An 18,204-nucleotide genomic window follows, 5' to 3' on the forward strand; every position below is an offset into this window, starting at 1 on the left:
ACTACTGCTTTTCAGAGGGGCAATGTAAACGTCTTAACTGCCCTTGCCTGCCCCCAGGGCTCGACACAATAACCGAAATGCTGACACATCCCGCTACGGAAGTCTCCACCCGCGTCGCTTTCCAGCCTTCAGGCAAAGGTGGCGGGTTGATTTCTGCCTGCTGGCTCGCAAAACGCGAGAGCTGCCGATAGTGCCACTGATTAAGAAACCCTTGCGCCAGTACCTGGTAATACCCCGTTAACGCCCCGATGATGACGATGAACAAAACCAGAGACACCAACACTTCGGGCAAGCTAAACCCGGCCTGACGCTGGCGAGCTAAGGTAACTGGCATTGCTTCGCCTCCGTGAGCGGGCAGAAGTCGCTCCAGCCATGCGGCATAAAACGCAGGCGATCACCGTCAGGCTGCGCCCAGCGCCAGAGCGTGAGGGGCACGGCATTCTCTTCCGCGCCCTCTGCTGCGACCAGCAGATACGTTTGCATCTGCCTGACGCAGGCCCGTCCTTTGACTTCAGGCAACGTCTGGCATTGCCACTGTGGTGTAAACACCCAGCGTTGGCTTTGCGACAATGCCAGCGCTGAAAGCGCCGCGTTAAACGCTTTAATCGCCGCACTTTCGTTTGCCGCGCGGCCAAAACGGCTGTCCAGTTGCTGCTGAAGCCCACCTAACATCAGACTGCCCAGCAGCAACAAAGCCAGAACCATAGCAATGGTCGACATGCCCTTCTCTCTGGCGTTCATAAGTTAAACCCACTGACGCTATGCTCCACAGCCACCGGATCGCCGTGGTAGCGGAGCATTATTGCGCGCAATGCCACGGTAAATAGCGGAGGGAAGCCGGGCCGCCGTTTTTCGTGCACCTGAAACTTGTCGATGCGCACCATGGCGGGGTTAGTCATTTTCTCCCACCCTTTCCCCTCGCAGGATGTAGCGCCCCTTAGCGTCTCAACGCTGCCGTCGCGCAGGCGATACCCCGTTTGCTCAGCTTCGGATGAAGGCGCGCTCTCGAAACGGCCATTGCTGTTCGCATCCCACTGCACCAGCAAACAGCTGCCGTCGCTATTGAGTTGCAGTGCGCGGCTATCACAACCGCCATAGCAGTAACCGGCTCGCTGTATCTGTTTGCCCACCGTAAATGCCAGCTGCCAGAGCTCTTCTTGCAAGAGCGTTTGTTGCGCCTGACGCAGTATGCCGAGCTGCAACGCGGGAAGCAGCCTTGCGGCTCCGGTTAACAATACGCTGCTTATGCCAAGCGCAATCAGCACCTCAAGCAGAGAGAATCCTTTCTCTTTTACACGCATGATGTCCCTTCTCCTGGCTCGCACAGCCGGATCCGCCCCCAGACCGAAATAATGATGCGCCACTCCCCAACGGGGCTACGTAAAATGATGTGTCCTGGCCAGGCCGTATTGCGTAATCCAAAGAAGGCCAGCCCGGGCGTCATTTCTGCGATCTCCACTTCGGGCCACGGCGGTGAAAACTCATCCTTTGCTCCTTTACGACACGTCTGCTCGCTACTCGCCTGTGTGCCCAGGCACCATCCCTGCGAACCACGATTTACCCAGAGTTTGTAGTCAACATTACTCCAGTTCGCCTCCTCCCTGAGTGCCTCAAGAAAATCACGCGTTTGCTGCGCGGTCTGCCATAAACGTTGCTGGTTTTGCCAGCGCTGCCAGCCATACACGCCCGCCGCGCTCATGCTGATAATAATCACCAGCACCACCATCACTTCAATCAGGCTATAGCCCTGCTGTTTTCGGTTCATGGCGCAAGTGTGCCACTGCCAGTAAACGTGACCAGCGGTAATCCACGAAACCGGAAGACTTCTCGAAAGAAATCTTCTCGTTTGCATGTGCTTGCATAAGCGCTGGAAGATGTGCCGAAGAATGAATAACAGGAATAAAAAAACCGACGCGGAAGTGCGTCGGTTATGGCAGGGTAAGCATTAAATCGCGACGGGCGCTTTGATGGTCGGGTGAGGATCGTAGCCTTCGATTTCGAAGTCTTCGAACCGGTAATCAAAGAGCGATTCCGGCTTACGCTTGATAACCAGCTTCGGCAGCGGGCGCGGCTCGCGTGTGAGCTGCAAACGCGCCTGCTGCAGGTGATTACTGTAGAGGTGCGTATCGCCGCCCGTCCAGACGAAATCGCCGGGCTCAAGGTCACACTGCTGCGCCATCATATGCACCAGCAGCGCGTAGCTGGCGATGTTAAATGGCAGGCCAAGGAACACATCGCAGGAGCGCTGGTAGAGCTGACAAGAGAGCTTGCCGTTCGCTACGTAGAACTGGAAAAACGCGTGGCAAGGCGCCAGCGCCATTTTATCCAGCTCACCGACGTTCCAGGCAGAAACAATGATACGGCGCGAGTCTGGATCGTTTTTCAGCTGGTTCAGGACGGTTTCCAGCTGGTCGATATGGCGGCCATCGGGCGTCGCCCAGGAGCGCCACTGTTTGCCGTATACCGGGCCCAGATCGCCGTTTTCATCTGCCCACTCGTCCCAGATGGTGACGTTATTTTCATGTAAATAAGCGACATTAGTGTCGCCTTTCAGAAACCAGAGCAGCTCATGGATGATGGAGCGCAAATGACAACGTTTAGTCGTAACCAGCGGAAAACCTTCCTGCAGGTTAAAACGCATCTGGTGGCCAAAAATCGAAAGCGTCCCGGTGCCGGTACGATCATCTTTTTGTGCTCCCTCATGGAGCACTTTGTTCATCAGTTCAAGATACTGTTTCATGGCGTCTCACGAAAGTTGCTGCTGTGGGCGGCGGCGATAAGCCCAGATCATCATGGCTGCGCCTGCGATGATCATCGGAATGGAGAGGATTTGCCCCATGCTAATGTACTGCACCCACTCGCCGGTAAACTGCGCGTCCGGCTGACGGAAAAATTCAACAATAATACGGAATGCGCCGTAACCAATCAGGAACAGGCCGGAGACCGCCCCCATCGGACGCGGTTTACGGATAAACAGATTCAGAATGATAAACAGCACGATGCCTTCAAGGAACAACTCATAAAGCTGCGACGGATGGCGAGGCAGTACACCGTAAGTGTTAAACAGCGATTGCCATTCCGGATGCGAGGCCAGCAGGCCGATATCTTCGCTGCGCGAACCGGGGAAAAGCATGGCATACGGGAAGCCCGGATCGACACGGCCCCACAGCTCGCCATTAATAAAGTTACCCAGACGGCCCGCGCCAAGCCCGAAGGGGATCAGCGGCGCGATAAAATCGGAGACCTGGAAGAAGTTACGTTTGGTGCGCTTCGCAAACCAGATCATCACGCAGATTACGCCGATGAGTCCGCCATGGAAGGACATCCCGCCATCCCAGACGCGGAACAGATAAAGCGGGTTTTCGAGGAAGAGCGGCAGATTGTAAAACAGCACATAACCGATACGCCCGCCAAGGAAGACGCCGAGAAAGCCCGCATACAGCAGGTTTTCCACTTCGTTTTTTGTCCAGCCGCTGCCAGGACGATTAGCGCGACGAACGGCAAGCCACATGGCGAACACAAAGCCCACAAGATACATCAGCCCGTACCAGTGAAGCGAAACCGGCCCAAGGGAGAAGATTACCGGATCAAAATCGGGAAAATGCAGATAGCCACTATTCATCTGTCACCAAAACCTGTTGTTATCCCGCTGAAAGTGGACAGCGGGTGAGATGCTGCGCCCTTTTCCGGACGCTCCTGAGGCTGCGGATCATAGCATAAAGGCTGGCGTGGGCGAGGACAGGAAGTTGTAAAAGATATGTAAGAGCACAACCGGTTATAGCAGTGTTACAGGCCGCCGCGAATGAGACCGCCCATGCCGCGACGCTCCATAAACGCCGCCACCTGATGACGCACTTCTGTGGCTGATTGCGATTCGAGGCTGCGCGCGCTGAGCGTCTCGGCCTCTTCCAGCGTGATATGTCTAAGCAGATACTTCACGCGCGCGACCGAGCGGCCGTTCATCGAGAGATGGTAATAGCCCATGCCAACCAGCAGCGCGACGCACATCGGGTCGCCCGCCATTTCGCCGCACAGGCAGAGATCGATGCCGAGGCGTTGCGCCTCAAGGGCGATCATTTTCAGCGCGCGCAGCATCGCCGGATGCAGGCTGTCATAGAGACTGGCGACGCGCGTGTTATTGCGGTCTACCGCCAGCAGATATTGGGTGAGGTCATTGGTGCCGACGGAAATAAAGTCAACGCGGCTTGCCAGGTGAGGCAGCATAAACAGCATCGACGGGACTTCCACCATAATGCCCAGCCGCGGTTTAGGGATTTCATAGCCGAGCATCTCTTCCATTTCGCGGCCAGCTCTGTCGATAAGCCGACGCGCTTCGTCCACTTCGTCGATGCTCGTGATCATCGGTAAGAGGATGCTGAGATTGCCCGTTGCAGCATTGGCACGCAACATGGCGCGCACCTGGATCAAAAAGATCTCCGGCTGATCGAGTGTGATGCGTATCCCGCGCCAGCCAAGGCAAGGGTTTTCCTCGCTGATGGGCATATAGGGCAGCTGTTTATCCGCGCCGACATCAAGCGTGCGCAGCGTCACTGGCTTGTCGTTAAACATCTGCAACATGCCCTGGTACTGCGCTACCTGCTCTTCTTCGGACGGAAAACCGCTTTGCAGCATAAACGGGATTTCGGTGCGATAAAGACCAATGCCGTCGATACGACTGCCGAGTTTTTCTTCATGCTCCGGGCTCAAACCCGCATTGAGCATGACCTGCACCCGCTCGCCGCTCTTCAGGCAGGCGGGCTGTTCGACATAATCTTCGGCAATCCGGCTAAGTTCATTTTCTTCGCTGAGGAGCCGCTGATATTCATGAAGCAGCACCGGGCTCGGGTCGACCAGCAGTTCGCCGCGATAACCATCGACCACCAGCATACGATGATGCAGCACAGAAGGCTGAATATCCGCGCCCATCACGGTTGGAATACCCATCGCACGCACCATAATAGCGGCATGGGAGTTGGCGGCCCCGTCGCGCACGACGACGCCCATCAGCCTGTCCTGCGGCAGCTCGGCGAGCGTTGTGGCGGAAAGCTCATCCGCCACCAGCACAAAACGCTCAGGCCAGGTGTTCGGGCTCTGAATATTATCGTCGAGATGGAACAGCAGCCGCTGGCCGAGCGTGCGCAGATCGCCCGCGCGCTCTTTCAGATAACCATCGGTCAGCGCGGCAAATTGTTCAGCGAATTTCTCGATAACCTTTTTGACCGCCCACTCGGCGACCGAGCCTTTATCCACTTCCTCATAGAGTTCGCGACGCAGCCGCGCATCCGACAACAGGTGCGAGTAGAGATCGAAAATCGCCGCCGTCTCTTTTTGCGCGCCTGCGGCAAAGCGTTTGCTGTAGCGGCGGAATTCGCCAGCGGCTTCTTCAAGCGCGGTGGTCAGGCGTTCGCGCTCAAGCCCGGTATCGAGCGTCGAGGCTTCGTAGACCTGCTCCATCAACGGCAGTGTGGCGTCCATCCAGCCCGGCGCGATCGCCACGCCCGGCGAGGCCGGCAGCGCGCGGATACGCGTCTGGCGATACTGGCCAAACAGCGCGGTCAGCTGAGACTGCGACAAAATCGCCGCCATCTGGGTGGCGAGCGTCACCAGGAAGGATTCTTCGCTCTCATCATACTGGCGCAGCTCGCGCTGCTGGACGACTAAAACGCCAAGCAGCTGGCGGCGCTGAATAATCGGCACGCCGAGAAAAGCGCGAAAACGTTCTTCACGCACAGAGGGAATGTATTTAAAGCTGGGGTGTTTTTGCGCATCGGCGAGGTTAATCGGCTCGGCGAGGCGCCCGACCAGGCCAACGATACCTTCATCAAAGGCCAGCGTTACGGTGCGCCCGCGCGGTTTTTTCAGCCCACGCGTCGCCATCAGGTAATAGCAACGCCGGTCGTGATCGGCGAGATAAACCGAACAAACATCGGTATCCATCGCAAGACAGATATCCGTAACGAGAATATCCAGCGCCTCGTTGAGGCGCGGGGCGCTGGCCACTTTCTCGACTATTTCTCGCAACCGGGTGAGCATAATTTGCGTGGCTTAACCTCTTTTACGTCGCCAGGCAGGCGAAGGATTACGCTGCGGTGGCGCGCTCTCCTGCAATGGCATCACAACGCTTGCGAACTCTTTCATCACCCGACGATAGACATCGCGCTTGAAAGAGACCACCTGGCGCACCGGATACCAGAAGCTTACCCACCGCCAGCCGTCAAATTCTGGCGTACTGCTGGTTTGCATGTTGATATCGGCGTCGTTGCTCATTAACTGCAGAAGAAACCACTTTTGTTTCTGGCCGATACATACCGGCTTTGTGTCCCAACGCACCAAACGTTTTGGTAATTTGTAACGTAACCAGTTTCGGGTAGTCGCAAGGATGCGCACATCTTTTCGTTGTAAACCGACCTCTTCGAAAAGCTCGCGGTACATCGCCTGCTCCGCCGACTCGCCAGGATTAATACCCCCTTGCGGAAATTGCCAGGAGTGCTGACCAAAACGCCTGGCCCACATTACCTGTCCCTGACGATTACAGATCACGATACCAACATTCGGGCGGTAGCCATCATCATCGATCACCGGACTACCTCAAAATAAACCTGGATAGTAACGATTGTTTCATACTCCTCATTGACGGTAAACCACTCTGTTAGCCGCTGTGAACAGGAATAACATTTGAATAACTCACAAAAATATGCGGGGTTATAAACAGGGGAAGCGGTTAAGACCCGCTTTTATTCACTTTTTCTGTGGATATCTTTGTGAAGAAGTGTCTTATTTCCCAGGGAAAACCCAAAGCAACCCAAAACCAGGGATTATTCTTATAGAGAAAATTGCATTGCTATTCAAACAATTAAAATACAAAAAACGTGATATTCACCGCTCAGTGTGACGATCGTCACACTCACGATCCTTACTCTGACGAAAGATCGACCAGCGTCGTTTTTATCCACAGATTATGCCAATAACTTAGTCACAATTTGTTGAAAAAGGCGTTTTTCCCCGTCCGTCAAGGCTGTAAATCGAAACAGTAGTGAGGGATTTACACAGTTATCCCATTTTTCTGTGGATAAAGTGGTGTAAGATCCTGTTTATTGTCGGTGACCAGATTTGAACAACCTTTATTTCTGACGTCTGAGAAATCCTTCTTTTTCATAAAAATCATTTAAAATCATGTAATTGAATTGCTTGCTCACAAGCAGGTAAACTCTTTCCACAAGCAGGCATTTTGCTGTTCATTTTTTAAACAGAAGGTAATCGTTATGACTTCCCTTGCTCCTCTTGTTCAACCGCCCGTCGATGAAGCGCAGCTGCTGCATCAGGCGCAGCAGTTGGCGGGGCTGACGCTTGGCGAACTGGCGGCGCTGGCAGGCCTCGAAACGCCCGCCGATTTGCGTCGTGATAAGGGCTGGATCGGCGTGCTGCTGGAGCGCTGGCTTGGCGCGAGCGCAGGCAGTAAACCTGAGCAGGATTTCGCAGCGCTTGGCGTGGAACTGAAAACGATCCCCATCGACAGCCAGGGCCGCCCGCTTGAGACGACGTTTGTGTGCGTCGCTCCGCTTACCGGCAATACCGGCGTGACGTGGGAAACCAGTCACGTGCGCCACAAGCTCAAACGCGTACTGTGGGTACCGGTAGAAGGCGAGCGCGAAATCCCGCTGGCAGAGCGCCGCGTTGGCGCGCCGTTGCTCTGGAGCCCATCGCCGCAGGAAGACGATCAGCTGCGTCATGACTGGGAAGAGTTAATGGACTTGATTGTGTTAGGTCAGGTAGAGCGCATCACCGCGCGTCACGGCGAGGTATTGCAGCTGCGTCCAAAAGCCGCCAACAGCAAAGCGCTGACGCCCGCGTTCGGCGCACATGGCGAGCCGATAATGACGCTGCCGCGCGGCTTTTATTTGAAGAAAAACTTCACCGCCGCCCTGCTGGCGCGCCATTTTTTGTTATGAATCCCTTAAAATTTTGTCAACAGCCCTCCCCCGACGCATATAATTAGCGTTTTGTTTCTTTGAGCAGGACTTTTTTGAATGTGGTTTGCATGGATAACGGATCCCAACGCCTGGCTGGCACTCGGTACGCTGACGCTGCTGGAGATTGTGCTTGGGATCGACAATATTATTTTTCTCTCTCTGGTCGTGGCGAAACTGCCGAAATCTCAGCAGGCGCTGGCGCGCAAAATGGGCCTCGGCGCGGCGATGATTATGCGCCTCGCGCTTCTGGCGTCGATCGCCTGGGTCGTGAAGCTCACTAATCCGCTGTTTACCGTTTTCGATCAGGCGATCTCGATGCGGGATCTGATCCTGCTACTGGGTGGTCTGTTCCTTATCTGGAAAGCCAGTAAAGAGATCCACGAGACTATCGAAGGCGAAGAGGAAGGCCTGAAAACCAACGTGCACTCTTTCTTCGGCGCCATCATTCAGATCATGCTGCTGGATATTATCTTCAGTCTGGATTCGGTTATCACCGCGGTGGGTCTCTCCGATCATCTGTTTATTATGATGGCGGCGGTGGTGATCGCAGTGGGCGTAATGATGTTCGCCGCGCGCCCTATCGGCGAGTTTGTTGAACGCCATCCGTCCGTGAAGATGCTGGCGCTTTCTTTCCTGATCCTGGTGGGTTTTACGCTGATGCTGGAGAGCTTCGATATTCATGTGCCGAAAGGCTACATTTACTTCGCGATGTTTTTCTCCATCGCCGTGGAAAGCCTCAATCTGCTGCGCAACAAGAAAAGACCGCTGTAATCAGAACGCTCCTTCGGGAGCGTTTTTGTTTATTCCCCTGAACTTTTAAGAATTTGCTGCTTTTTCGCGCCGCCTCGCTGCTTTTTACTAGACTCTACGTGGACCCCTTCCTGATGAGGCGAAAAACAATGAATAAATGGGCTGTAGCAATTTCTGCCGTCGGATTGGCCTTCGCGGTTTCAGGCTGTAGCAGTGATTACGTCATGGCGACCAAAGATGGCCGGATGATCCTGACTGAAGGCAAACCGCAGGTTGATGACGAAACCGGTCTGGTCAGTTATCGCGACCCACAGGGTAACGAAATGCAGATTAACCGCGATCAGGTTTCGCAAATCATTGAGCGTTAAATAAAAGGTCAGCATCGCGCTGACCTTTTGGTTTTTTCTCCCTTGCCTCTTTTCCTTTTGTCTCCCCTCTGCCATGTTTATATTCCTTTGTCAGGAATGGCCTGACGCGGACTGAACAACAGAAGGTAGGCCGGCTATGCATTATCACCGTATTCCTCATAGCTCACTTGAAGTCAGCACGCTGGGGCTGGGAACCATGACCTTTGGTGAACAAAACAGCGAGGCCGACGCCCACGAACAGCTCGATTACGCCGTAAGCCAGGGCATAAACCTGATTGATGTCGCCGAAATGTATCCCGTGCCTCCGCGCCCGGAAACGCAGGGCCTGACGGAAACCTATGTTGGCAACTGGCTGAAAAAACGCGCCAATCGCGAAAAGCTGGTGATCGCCTCCAAAGTCAGCGGACCGAGCCGCAACAACGACAGCGGCATTCGCCCCAATCAGGCGCTGGATCGCAAAAATATCCGCGACGCGCTCGACGCCAGCCTGAAGCGTTTACAGACCGATTATCTCGATCTCTACCAGGTGCACTGGCCGCAGCGCCCGACCAACTGCTTTGGCAAGCTCGGCTACACCTGGACCGACAGCGCGCCGGTCGTCACGCTGCTGGAAACCCTGGAAGCGCTCGCGGAATTCCAGCGCGCGGGGAAAATCCGTTATATCGGCGTCTCGAATGAAACGGCTTTTGGCGTAATGCGCTATCTGCATCTGGCGGATAAACACGATCTGCCGCGCATCGTCACCATTCAGAACCCGTACAGCCTGCTGAACCGCAGCTTTGAAGTGGGGCTTGCCGAAGTGAGCCAGTTTGAAGGCGTGGAGCTACTGGCCTATTCCGCGCTGGCGTTCGGCACACTGACCGGCAAATACCTGAACGGCGCGAAACCCGCAGGCGCACGCAATACGCTTTTCAGCCGCTTTACGCGCTACAGCAGCGAGCAGTCGCAAAAAGCGGTGGCGGCGTATGTTGAGGTGGCGAAGCGCCACGGGCTGGATCCGGCGCAGATGGCGCTGGCGTTCGTGCGCCAGCAGCCGTTTGTGGCGAGTACGCTGCTCGGTGCCACGACGATGGAACAGCTGAAAACCAACGTTGAAAGCCTGCATCTGACGCTCAGTGAAGATGTGCTGGCGGAGCTGGAAGCAGTGCATCAGGTCTATACCTACCCGGCGCCGTAAGCGCGGCAACGTGCTTTGCTGGTGATACAAAAAGACCCGCCGGAGCGGGTCTTTTTTTACTGTTTACGTCGCCACAGCCAGAGCCCGGCGATGGCCAGCGCGAAAATCGCGCCGAAACCGACGCCAATCCCTACCACCGGCAGCGAGAGTTTCACCGCCAGCGAATAGAGCCCGAGCATCAGCAGCATCGCGGTATTTTCGCCGAGGTTTTGCACCGCAATCGCGTTGCCCGCGCCAACGGAGCGCTTGCCGCGCTCCTGTAACAGCGCATTGAGCGGCACCACGAAGAACCCGCCGAAAAAACCTATCAGCAGCAGCAACAGATAAGCGGGCAGCGCCGCCTGCTGCAGGGAGAAGAAGATAACCGCAACGCCAATCAGAATGCCCGCCGGCATACAGCGCGACACACGCTCCAGCGTCACCAGCTTCGCCGCAGCCCCCGCGCCCGCCACAATGCCGACCGCCACCATCGCGTTCAGGTAGGTCGGCGTGGCGTTATCGGTAATGCCAAGCGCCACCGGCACCCACAGCACCAGCAAGAAACGCAGCGTCACGCCCGCGCCCCAGAACATACTGGTGCCGACCAGCGAGAAGCGGGTTTCGTCGTTATGCCACAGCGTGCGGCAGGCCGTGAAGAAACTGCGCGTCATCGGGCCAAAGCGCCACGACTGGCCAGGGCGCGCTGCGCCCAGTTTCGGGATCAACAGGTTCGCGCCAACTGCGCCCGCATAGGCCAGCGCACAGACGCCAAGTGCTGCGCCCACATGCCAGTCCGCCAGCATGCCGCCTGCCATAGAGCCAATCAGGATCGCCGCGATCGTCGACGATTCCATCAGCCCGTTCGCTTTCACCAGACGATCGCCGGTGGTGATTTCGCCGAGAATGCCGTACTTGGCGGGCGAATACGCCGCCGCGCCGACGCCCACCAGCGTATACCCGACAAACGGGTTGCCGCCAAAGACGATGACCACCGCGCCGAGCAGCTTCAGACCGTTGGCGACCATCATCACCCGGCCTTTGGAGAAGCTGTCCGCCACCTGGCCTACAAATGGCGCCAGCAGAATGTAAGCGCAGACGAACACCATCTGCAGCACCGGCTGGCTCCATTCCGGGTAGAACTGCTGTTTAAGCAGCGCGAGGGTGGCAAACAGCAGCGCGTTATCGCCAAACGCCGAGAGAAACTGCGCGACGATAACCGCCATCATTCCCCGCGAAAACAGCGAGCCGTTCGGGCTTTGCGAATCAGGCATGATGCGTCTCTTCCTGGTCGACGAGTTTTTTCAGCGACACGAAATCCGGCTTGCCGCTGCCAAGTAACGGCAGTTGCTTGAGGAAGCGGATATCACGCGGCACCGCGAGTTCCGGCACGCCTTTACTGCGGGCCTGCTGCGCCAGTTTTTCGCGGGTCAGTTCCGGGTCGGTGGTGAACAGCACCAGCGCCTCGCCTTTCGCGGCATCGTGTTTAATCGCCGTGGCGTGCATTTTCTCCGGCGAGACGGCGAGCGCCAGGCTTTCCACCATCTCAAGCGACACCATTTCACCCGCAATTTTGGCAAAGCGTTTGGCGCGCCCCTGGATCTGCACAAATCCCTGCTCGTCAAAAGCGACGATATCGCCGGTGTCATACCAGCCCGGCTCGCTGACGCCCTGCGGATTTTCCGCCGCCGGCACTTCCAGCACGCCAGGGTTTTCCACGCGCAGATAGCCTTTCATGATGTTCGGGCCTTTTAACTGCAAACGTCCGCCCTGCTCAATGCCCGGCACTTCAACGAGACGCGCATCCATCGTCGGCAGAATACGCCCGACGGTGCCCGGCTTCGCCGCCATCGGCACGTTAATGGACACCACCGGCGCGCATTCGGTCACGCCGTAGCCTTCCAGAATGCGCAGGCCGAATTTATCCTGCCAGATCTGTTTGGTGCTCTCTTGCAGCTTCTCGGCACCGGCCACGACATAGCGCACCAGATGGAAATCGTACGGATGCGCGAAGCGTGCGTAGTGGCCAAGGAAAGTGGATGTGCCGAAAATCACCGTACAGTTGCGGTCATACACCAGCTCCGGCACCACGCGGTAATGCAGCGGGCTTGGGTAGAGGAAGACTTCCGCGCCGGTCAGCAGCGGCGTAAACAGCCCGACCGTCAGACCAAAAGAGTGGAACAGCGGCAGCGCCGACATAAATTTATCGTCGGCAGTGAAATCCGCGATGGTGCGGATCTGCTCCACGTTGGCGAGCAGGCTCTTGTGGCTGTGCACAACGCCTTTCGGGTTGCCTTCTGACCCTGAGGTAAAGAGGATCAGCGCCGCGTCTTCCGGCTGCTGCTCCACCTGCGCGAGGCGCGGCATTAACAGATGCGCGAAGATCCACGCTTTGTCTTTCGCCGTCACTTCGCCTTTCAAATCTTCCAGGAAGACCCAGCGCACAGAGGTGATTTGCTCAGGCAGATGCCAGAGCTTGCCTTTATCCAGGAACTGGCGCGAGGTAAAAATCGTTTTGATCTGCGCCGCCGTAATGGCGCTGGTCAGCCCCTGCACGCCCGCCGTGTAGTTCATCATCGCCGGAATTCGCCCGCGCATCACCGCGCCGAAAATCACCGCGGCGCTGATGCTGGCGTTCGGCAGCATCAGGCCGATGGCCTCGCGCGGCGCGCTGTATTTATCGAGAATGCGCCCCACAAACAGCGTTTTCATCATCAGGCTGCGATAGGTGTCCGGCGTGAAGTTGATATCTTCCAGGCAGTTTTTGCTCTCGCCATAGCGCTTTTGCGCATTAATGAGCGCCTCAAACAGCGTCTCGCGCGGGCGCGCCGCCATGCGCGCTTCCATCATCACCTGATGCAGCATTTCGCCCGCCATTTTGCGGCGGTCGCGCGCTTTCGGCGCGTCAGGCATCGGGATACTGGTCGGCGGCAGGATGTGAATGGAAATACGCGGGAAGAGACGGCGTTTCACCAGGCCTTTCAGGCGGCTAAAGAAGGTCAGCTCCGCGCCTTCGATACGCACCGGGATCACCGTGGCCTGCGATTTCGCCGCCACAAAGCCCGCGCCTTCGTAGATTTTCATCAGAGAGCCGCTGATAGAGATGCGCCCTTCCGGGAAAATCACCACCGGACGCCCCTCGCCCACCAGACGCACCAGCTGTTTGACCGACATCGGTTTGGTCGGGTCGAGCGGGACGAAATCAATCAGCGGCTTCAGCGCGCGCATATACCACTGCTGGCTGATAGAGGTGTAGACCGCGAACACCGGGCGGACAGGCAGGAACAGCGCCATCAGCGCGCCGTCCAGAAACGATACGTGGTTTGGCGTGATGAGCACGCGCTGCTGAGTCAGCGGCCCGGTATCTCCGTATACCTGAATGCGAAAGAGCAAACGGAACAGCCAACGAAAAAATTTTAAAACCATATCAACGCCCTTTGTTTTCCTTTAGCGAGGGTTAAGTATAGTTATCGCAGATTACACGACTCGGCGAACAGGGGCGACAGGAGAAATTGTCACGCCCAGCGCGATAAATAATGTGATGAGGGATTCAGGCAGCGGGAAGGCTATAGCGAGGCGGAAAGCAGGCAAAAAAAAAAACCTGCGCATCCGCGCAGGTTGGTGTAAGTGTTGTGATCAGCTAAGTCGCTGACTTCACCTATCAATACCTCTGGGATCTCAAATGTAGCAACCCGCCCACACTCCCCGCCAGCCAGCAATCGCAACAGCCCATCGCAAAGTGTAACTAAAGGTTTTACCTGAAATTATTTGGCTTTTTCTGGTTACATCCGTAGGGTCTTCTTCTTATTTTTCTCCCGATCTTTTGTGAGCAAGCGCCCGCCCGACCGGCATTCGGCTTGAAGTGACTGCGCTTTTCCGTAACACTTACCGCAGTGTAAACGCTTACCCCTGAAGGTACTGAATGCCGACTATTAAGGATGTTGCGCGGCTTGCGGGAGTCTCTGTTGCGACAGTCTCCCGCGTTATTAACGACTCCCCCAAAGCCAGTGACGCCTCCCGCCAGGCGGTGCTGAGCGCCATGGAACAGCTCAATTACCACCCTAACGCCAATGCCCGGGCGCTGGCCCAGCAGACCACAGAAACTATTGGTCTGGTCGTGGGCGATGTCTCGGACCCGTTCTTCGGGGCAATGGTCAAAGCGGTGGAACAGGTGGCCTACCACACCGGGAATTTTCTGCTTATCGGTAACGGCTACCATAGCGAGCAAAAAGAGCGTCAGGCGATTGAACAACTGATTCGTCACCGCTGCGCGGCGCTGGTGGTACATGCCAAAACCATTCCCGACGAAGACCTTATCCCGCTCATGAAACAGATCCCAGGCATGGTGCTGATTAACCGCATTTTGCCGGGTTTTGAATCACGCTGCGTGGCGCTCGACGACCGTTACGGCGCCTGGCTTGCCACTCGCCATTTGATTCAGCAGGGCCATACGCGCATCGGATATCTCTGTTCAAACCATGCGATTTCAGACGCCGAGGACCGTTTGCAGGGTTATTACGACGCGCTGCGCGAGCACAGTCTGCCGTGTAACGACCGTCTGGTCGCCTGGGCGGAACCGGATGAGAGCGGCGGCGAGCAGGCGATGACCGAGCTGCTCGGGCAGGGAAAACAGTTTACCGCCGTGGCCTGTTATAACGACTCGATGGCGGCGGGCGCGATGGGCGTGCTGAACGATAACGGCATCGCGGTGCCGCAGGAGATTTCACTGATAGGGTTTGATGACGTGCTGGTGTCGCGCTACGTGCGCCCGCGCCTGACCACGATCCGCTACCCGATCGTCACGATGGCGACCCAGGCGGCGGAACTCGCGTTAGCGCTCGCGGATAACCGCCCGGCGCCGGAAATCACCAATATCTTTACCCCGACGCTGGTGCGTCGTCACTCGGTGGTAGCACCCGCCGAGCCGGATAAATCGTAACGATACAGATGCACGGTCTGGTCCGGATAGTCCAGACCGTCGCCGATATACGCCCAGCCAAACCGCTCGTAATAATCCCGGCAGGCGGAATAGAGAAAAAGCTCCGAAAACCCCTGCTCGCGCGCGTAGTCCATAACCGCGCGCTGTAACGCCCCGCCAAGCCCTCTGCCGCGCTGCGCCTCATCGATGTAAAGCGCTGCCAGCCACGGAAAGAGATCCTGACGACTGATCAAATCGCAGCGCCACAGCCCCACGGTGCCGAGCACTCGTTCGCCATCAATCGCCACAAAAGTAAGTGGCAACTGACCCGGCCGCTGGCTGTGCGTGACGATACTTGCAAAAAACGCGCGCGGCAGCGATGTGCCGAACGCCTGCCACAGCCAGTCGGTCACCTGCTCCGCATGTTGCGGCGCTTCATAGAGCGGCACTATGTTCATTGCAGTTTTCCCTGGAAAATCGGCACCGATTCAAACAAGTAGCCGTCAAAATCGGGCGCGTCGGCATCGGAGAGCTCCATCAGGCTGTTTTTCACATTTTCCAGATGTTGCCACATCGCCTGCCAGGCCCCCATGACGTCGCGACGACGCAGCGCCGCGAGAATGGTCTGGTAATCGCCAAGCCATTTCAGGCGATGCGCGCGGGTTTCGATATGGGCGCGCAGCTGCTGCCAGAGCGGGCTGCTGTCCATGTGGTGCCAGATGCTTTCCACCGTCGCCAGCAGCATCTGGTTTTGCGACGCGCCCGCCAGCACCAGATGAAACAGCTTGTTGTTATCCTGCGTGGTGTCATTCATGGCGATGGCGCGCTGTTCCTGCTCCAGAATGCGCCGCAGGTTGTCGATATCCGCTTTGGTGGCCATTTTCGCCGCGAACGCCGCGATATTGCTCTCCAGCAATTGCCGCGCCTGCAGCATTTCAAACGGGCCGATATCGCTTGAGAAAAAGCGCTCCTCTTCGGCTTCGTGCTCCGCCGGAATACGCATCACATAGACGCCGGACCCCTGGCGAATATCCACGGTGCCCTGTAGCTCCAGCATCAGCAGCGCCTCGCGCACGATGGTGCGGCTGACGCCATATTTCTCGGCGATATTGCGCTCCGGCGGAAGACGGGAGCCGACCGGGTAGTGGCCCTGGATAATTTGCGCGCGCAGATCCTCACCAATCTCCTGATACTGCTTTTTCTCCGGCGGAACGACTGCCTTCTCCACGTGATCACCTGTGCTCTGAATGGACCCAATTTCGCGTGCCGCAAGTGGGCTTCGCGGCGCGTTAGATTACCAGAGATAACGCCTGATCGAGAACTTTCGCGCCGTTAAGCGTGCCATAAGCGACAGAATCAATGACCGCGATCGGGATCTGATACTCGTCGGTGAGTTTTTTATTTTCGGCAAGCTTAAAGCGTACCTGCGGCCCCAGCAGCACCGCCTGAATATCGCCGCCGTGGAGTTCCAGTTCATCGCGCAGATTCTGCTCGGGAATAGCGTAGATGTTCAGTTCAAGCCCGCGTTCGGCGGCGGTTTTTTCCATTTTCGTGACAACAAGCGACGTGGACATGCCGGCGGAACAACACAGTACGATACGTTTCATCAGCGGTCCTTATTTCCATTCATCATCAATCGTGAGCGTGAGCGTGCGCGACTCGCGCAGCCGTCTGTACCAGTGCAGGGATTTTTTCGGCCGCCGCGCGCGCTGGTTTGCTAAGTCAATTTCGACCAGACCATAACGATTTTTAAAGGCGTTCATTGGCGAGACGTTATCGGTAAACGCCCACAGCATATAACCCTGGCAATTGGCCCCCGCCTCGCGGGCCAGCAGCGTCTGGTACAGGTGCTCGCCGATAAATCCGATGCGGTAGTCATCTTCAATAACGCCGTCGGCGTTGCGAAACTGCGCTTCGTTTTCGACACCCATCCCGCTCTCTGCAACAAACCACGGGATGTTGCCGTAATCGTTTTTGAGCCGCATCGCCATGTCGTAAATAATGCGTGGGTAGATCTCCCAGCCGCGCGATTTGTTCATTCGCCGCCCCGGCAGTTCAAACGGCTCGTAGTAATACGCCGGATGGAACGGCGTCTCCGGGTGCCAGGCGCGCGACGGCGCTTTGACGCGATGCGGGTAATAAAGATTGATGCCAAGCTCATCCACGGTGTTGTCGCGAATAATGGCAAGCTCCTCTTCGCTGTATTCCCACATGACGCCATGTTTCTCCAGCAGTTCCATAAGTTCAGGTGGGTAGACGCCCTTGACTAACGGGTCGAGAAACACACGGTTATAGAAGAGATCGTAGCGTTCGGCGGCGCTGACATCGTGCGGCGCGCGCGATCGCGGATAGGTCACTTCCGGGTTCAGAATCACCCCCACGCTGCCCGCGTAGCCCTTCTCGCGAAACAATCGCACCACTTTCGCAGTGGCGAGCGTTTTATGGTGGTTCCACTGCATCCAGGTCGCGGTGTTCTGCTCATACGGCCAGCGCAGCGCATCGAGATAGACGCGCGTCTGCACCACAATCGGTTCGTTGAAGGTGAACCAGCGCGAGACTTTATGGTGGTAGCGCTCAAAGACTTTTTCGGCGTAGCGCACATACAGCTCGACCACCTTTTTGGACGACCAGCCGCCGTAAGTGTCAAAGAGATAGCCCGGCAGCTCGTAATGCTCCAGACAGATCATCGGTTCGACGCCCGCCGCCCTGATCGCATCCAGAAAGCGATCGTAATACGCCGCGTACTCTTCATCGACAACACCGTTTTCATAGTCGGTGAAAAAGCGCGACCAGTTGATCGACGTGCGATAGTGCGTCAGCCCCGCCTGTTTCATCAGCGCCACGTCTTCTTCGTAGCGATTGATAAGATCCGTCGCGCCCGCCGGGCCGTAGCCCTCGTGCCAGACGTGGCGATCGTTTTGATACCAGAGATCGAGCCACGAATCCTGGCCCGGTTTTTTGCCGCTCCACCCTTCGGTCTGCCAGGCGGACGACGCCGCGCCGAGAATGAAATCCTGCGGGATGGCGAGAGTTTTTTCGCTCATG

19 protein-coding genes are annotated in these 18,204 nt (G+C 56.7%); 5 read left to right on the plus strand and 14 right to left on the minus strand.

Going from position 1 to position 18,204, the window contains the following annotated elements; translation table 11 throughout:
* Position 1: 1 nt before the first annotated feature.
* The 8 genes from ACUW6V_RS08705 to rppH all read right to left on the minus strand — a co-directional run bounded on the left by ACUW6V_RS08705 (position 2) and on the right by rppH (position 6,579).
* Positions 2 to 334, minus strand: a complete 333-nt coding sequence (locus ACUW6V_RS08705; RefSeq protein WP_104672147.1) for a prepilin-type N-terminal cleavage/methylation domain-containing protein — start codon at positions 332 to 334, stop codon at positions 2 to 4.
* Positions 319 to 720 (minus strand): DUF2509 family protein, encoded by a 402-nt coding sequence (locus tag ACUW6V_RS08710; protein ID WP_054625598.1) that lies wholly within the window; start codon positions 718 to 720, stop codon positions 319 to 321. The genes ACUW6V_RS08705 and ACUW6V_RS08710 overlap by 16 nt, the downstream gene beginning before the upstream one ends.
* A 17-nt stretch (positions 721 to 737) precedes the next feature.
* Positions 738 to 1,301 carry a prepilin peptidase-dependent protein gene (locus tag ACUW6V_RS08715; protein ID WP_454038253.1) on the minus strand — a complete coding sequence of 188 codons (564 nt, stop codon included), beginning with the start codon at positions 1,299 to 1,301 and terminating at the stop codon, positions 738 to 740.
* Positions 1,292 to 1,765: a prepilin peptidase-dependent protein gene (locus ACUW6V_RS08720; RefSeq protein WP_104672150.1), complete on the minus strand. Its 474-nt coding sequence runs from the start codon at positions 1,763 to 1,765 to the stop codon at positions 1,292 to 1,294. Before ACUW6V_RS08720 ends, ACUW6V_RS08715 begins: the two co-directional genes overlap by 10 nt.
* A gap of 180 nt (positions 1,766 to 1,945) precedes the next feature.
* Positions 1,946 to 2,740, minus strand: coding sequence for a thymidylate synthase (thyA, locus tag ACUW6V_RS08725; protein WP_104672151.1), 795 nt, complete (start codon positions 2,738 to 2,740; stop codon positions 1,946 to 1,948).
* A gap of 6 nt (positions 2,741 to 2,746) precedes the next feature.
* Positions 2,747 to 3,622 (minus strand): prolipoprotein diacylglyceryl transferase, encoded by an 876-nt coding sequence (gene lgt, locus ACUW6V_RS08730; protein WP_054625595.1) that lies wholly within the window; start codon positions 3,620 to 3,622, stop codon positions 2,747 to 2,749.
* A gap of 164 nt (positions 3,623 to 3,786) precedes the next feature.
* The gene (ptsP, locus tag ACUW6V_RS08735) at positions 3,787 to 6,033 is read right to left on the minus strand and encodes a phosphoenolpyruvate--protein phosphotransferase (RefSeq protein WP_097582912.1); all 2,247 of its coding nucleotides are present in this window, start codon (positions 6,031 to 6,033) and stop codon (positions 3,787 to 3,789) included.
* Between the two features lie 12 nt (positions 6,034 to 6,045).
* Positions 6,046 to 6,579, minus strand: coding sequence for an RNA pyrophosphohydrolase (rppH, locus tag ACUW6V_RS08740; protein WP_004385951.1), 534 nt, complete (start codon positions 6,577 to 6,579; stop codon positions 6,046 to 6,048).
* A 683-nt stretch (positions 6,580 to 7,262) separates the two neighbouring features.
* On the opposite strand from rppH, the gene mutH reads away from it, so the two are divergent.
* From mutH to ACUW6V_RS08760, 4 genes are all read left to right on the plus strand, one after another.
* The gene (mutH, locus tag ACUW6V_RS08745; RefSeq protein ID WP_454038254.1) at positions 7,263 to 7,949 is read left to right on the plus strand and encodes a DNA mismatch repair endonuclease MutH; all 687 of its coding nucleotides are present in this window, start codon (positions 7,263 to 7,265) and stop codon (positions 7,947 to 7,949) included.
* 78 nt (positions 7,950 to 8,027) lie between these two features.
* Positions 8,028 to 8,741, plus strand: coding sequence for a TerC family protein (locus ACUW6V_RS08750; RefSeq protein WP_007894426.1), 714 nt, complete (start codon positions 8,028 to 8,030; stop codon positions 8,739 to 8,741).
* Between the two features lie 128 nt (positions 8,742 to 8,869).
* Positions 8,870 to 9,088 (plus strand): YgdI/YgdR family lipoprotein, encoded by a 219-nt coding sequence (locus tag ACUW6V_RS08755; RefSeq protein ID WP_004385948.1) that lies wholly within the window; start codon positions 8,870 to 8,872, stop codon positions 9,086 to 9,088.
* 136 nt (positions 9,089 to 9,224) lie between these two features.
* Entirely contained in the window at positions 9,225 to 10,265 is a 1,041-nt protein-coding gene (locus ACUW6V_RS08760) for an NADP(H)-dependent aldo-keto reductase (protein ID WP_032971157.1), read from the plus strand.
* Between the two features lie 56 nt (positions 10,266 to 10,321).
* On the opposite strand, the gene lplT is transcribed toward ACUW6V_RS08760, so the two are convergent.
* Together lplT and aas are read right to left on the minus strand one after the other, a co-directional pair.
* Positions 10,322 to 11,515, minus strand: coding sequence for a lysophospholipid transporter LplT (lplT, locus tag ACUW6V_RS08765; protein WP_004385946.1), 1,194 nt, complete (start codon positions 11,513 to 11,515; stop codon positions 10,322 to 10,324).
* Entirely contained in the window at positions 11,508 to 13,667 is a 2,160-nt protein-coding gene (aas, locus tag ACUW6V_RS08770) for a bifunctional acyl-ACP--phospholipid O-acyltransferase/long-chain-fatty-acid--ACP ligase (protein ID WP_454038255.1), read from the minus strand. Before aas ends, lplT begins: the two co-directional genes overlap by 8 nt.
* 496 nt (positions 13,668 to 14,163) lie before the next feature.
* Here aas and galR point away from each other — a divergent pair, with 496 nt between their 5' ends.
* Complete coding sequence (gene galR / locus ACUW6V_RS08775) at positions 14,164 to 15,180, plus strand: HTH-type transcriptional regulator GalR (RefSeq protein WP_007870557.1); 1,017 nt, start codon at positions 14,164 to 14,166, stop codon at positions 15,178 to 15,180.
* Here galR and ACUW6V_RS08780 read toward each other — a convergent pair.
* From ACUW6V_RS08780 to ACUW6V_RS08795, 4 genes are all read right to left on the minus strand, one after another.
* On the minus strand, positions 15,141 to 15,617 hold the full coding sequence (locus tag ACUW6V_RS08780) for a GNAT family N-acetyltransferase (RefSeq protein WP_104672154.1): 477 nt from the start codon (positions 15,615 to 15,617) through the stop codon (positions 15,141 to 15,143). The two genes, galR and ACUW6V_RS08780, sit on opposite strands and share 40 nt — an antisense overlap.
* Positions 15,614 to 16,387 carry an FCD domain-containing protein gene (locus ACUW6V_RS08785; RefSeq protein WP_004385941.1) on the minus strand — a complete coding sequence of 258 codons (774 nt, stop codon included), beginning with the start codon at positions 16,385 to 16,387 and terminating at the stop codon, positions 15,614 to 15,616. The genes ACUW6V_RS08780 and ACUW6V_RS08785 overlap by 4 nt, the downstream gene beginning before the upstream one ends.
* 61 nt (positions 16,388 to 16,448) lie before the next feature.
* Positions 16,449 to 16,766, minus strand: a complete 318-nt coding sequence (locus tag ACUW6V_RS08790) for a PTS sugar transporter subunit IIB (RefSeq protein ID WP_076726183.1) — start codon at positions 16,764 to 16,766, stop codon at positions 16,449 to 16,451.
* A 9-nt stretch (positions 16,767 to 16,775) separates the two neighbouring features.
* Positions 16,776 to 18,203, minus strand: coding sequence for a glycoside hydrolase family 1 protein (locus ACUW6V_RS08795; RefSeq protein ID WP_454038256.1), 1,428 nt, complete (start codon positions 18,201 to 18,203; stop codon positions 16,776 to 16,778).
* Position 18,204: the final 1 nt, after the last annotated feature.

This window comes from Cronobacter sp. 153480017-3 (assembly GCF_053627815.1).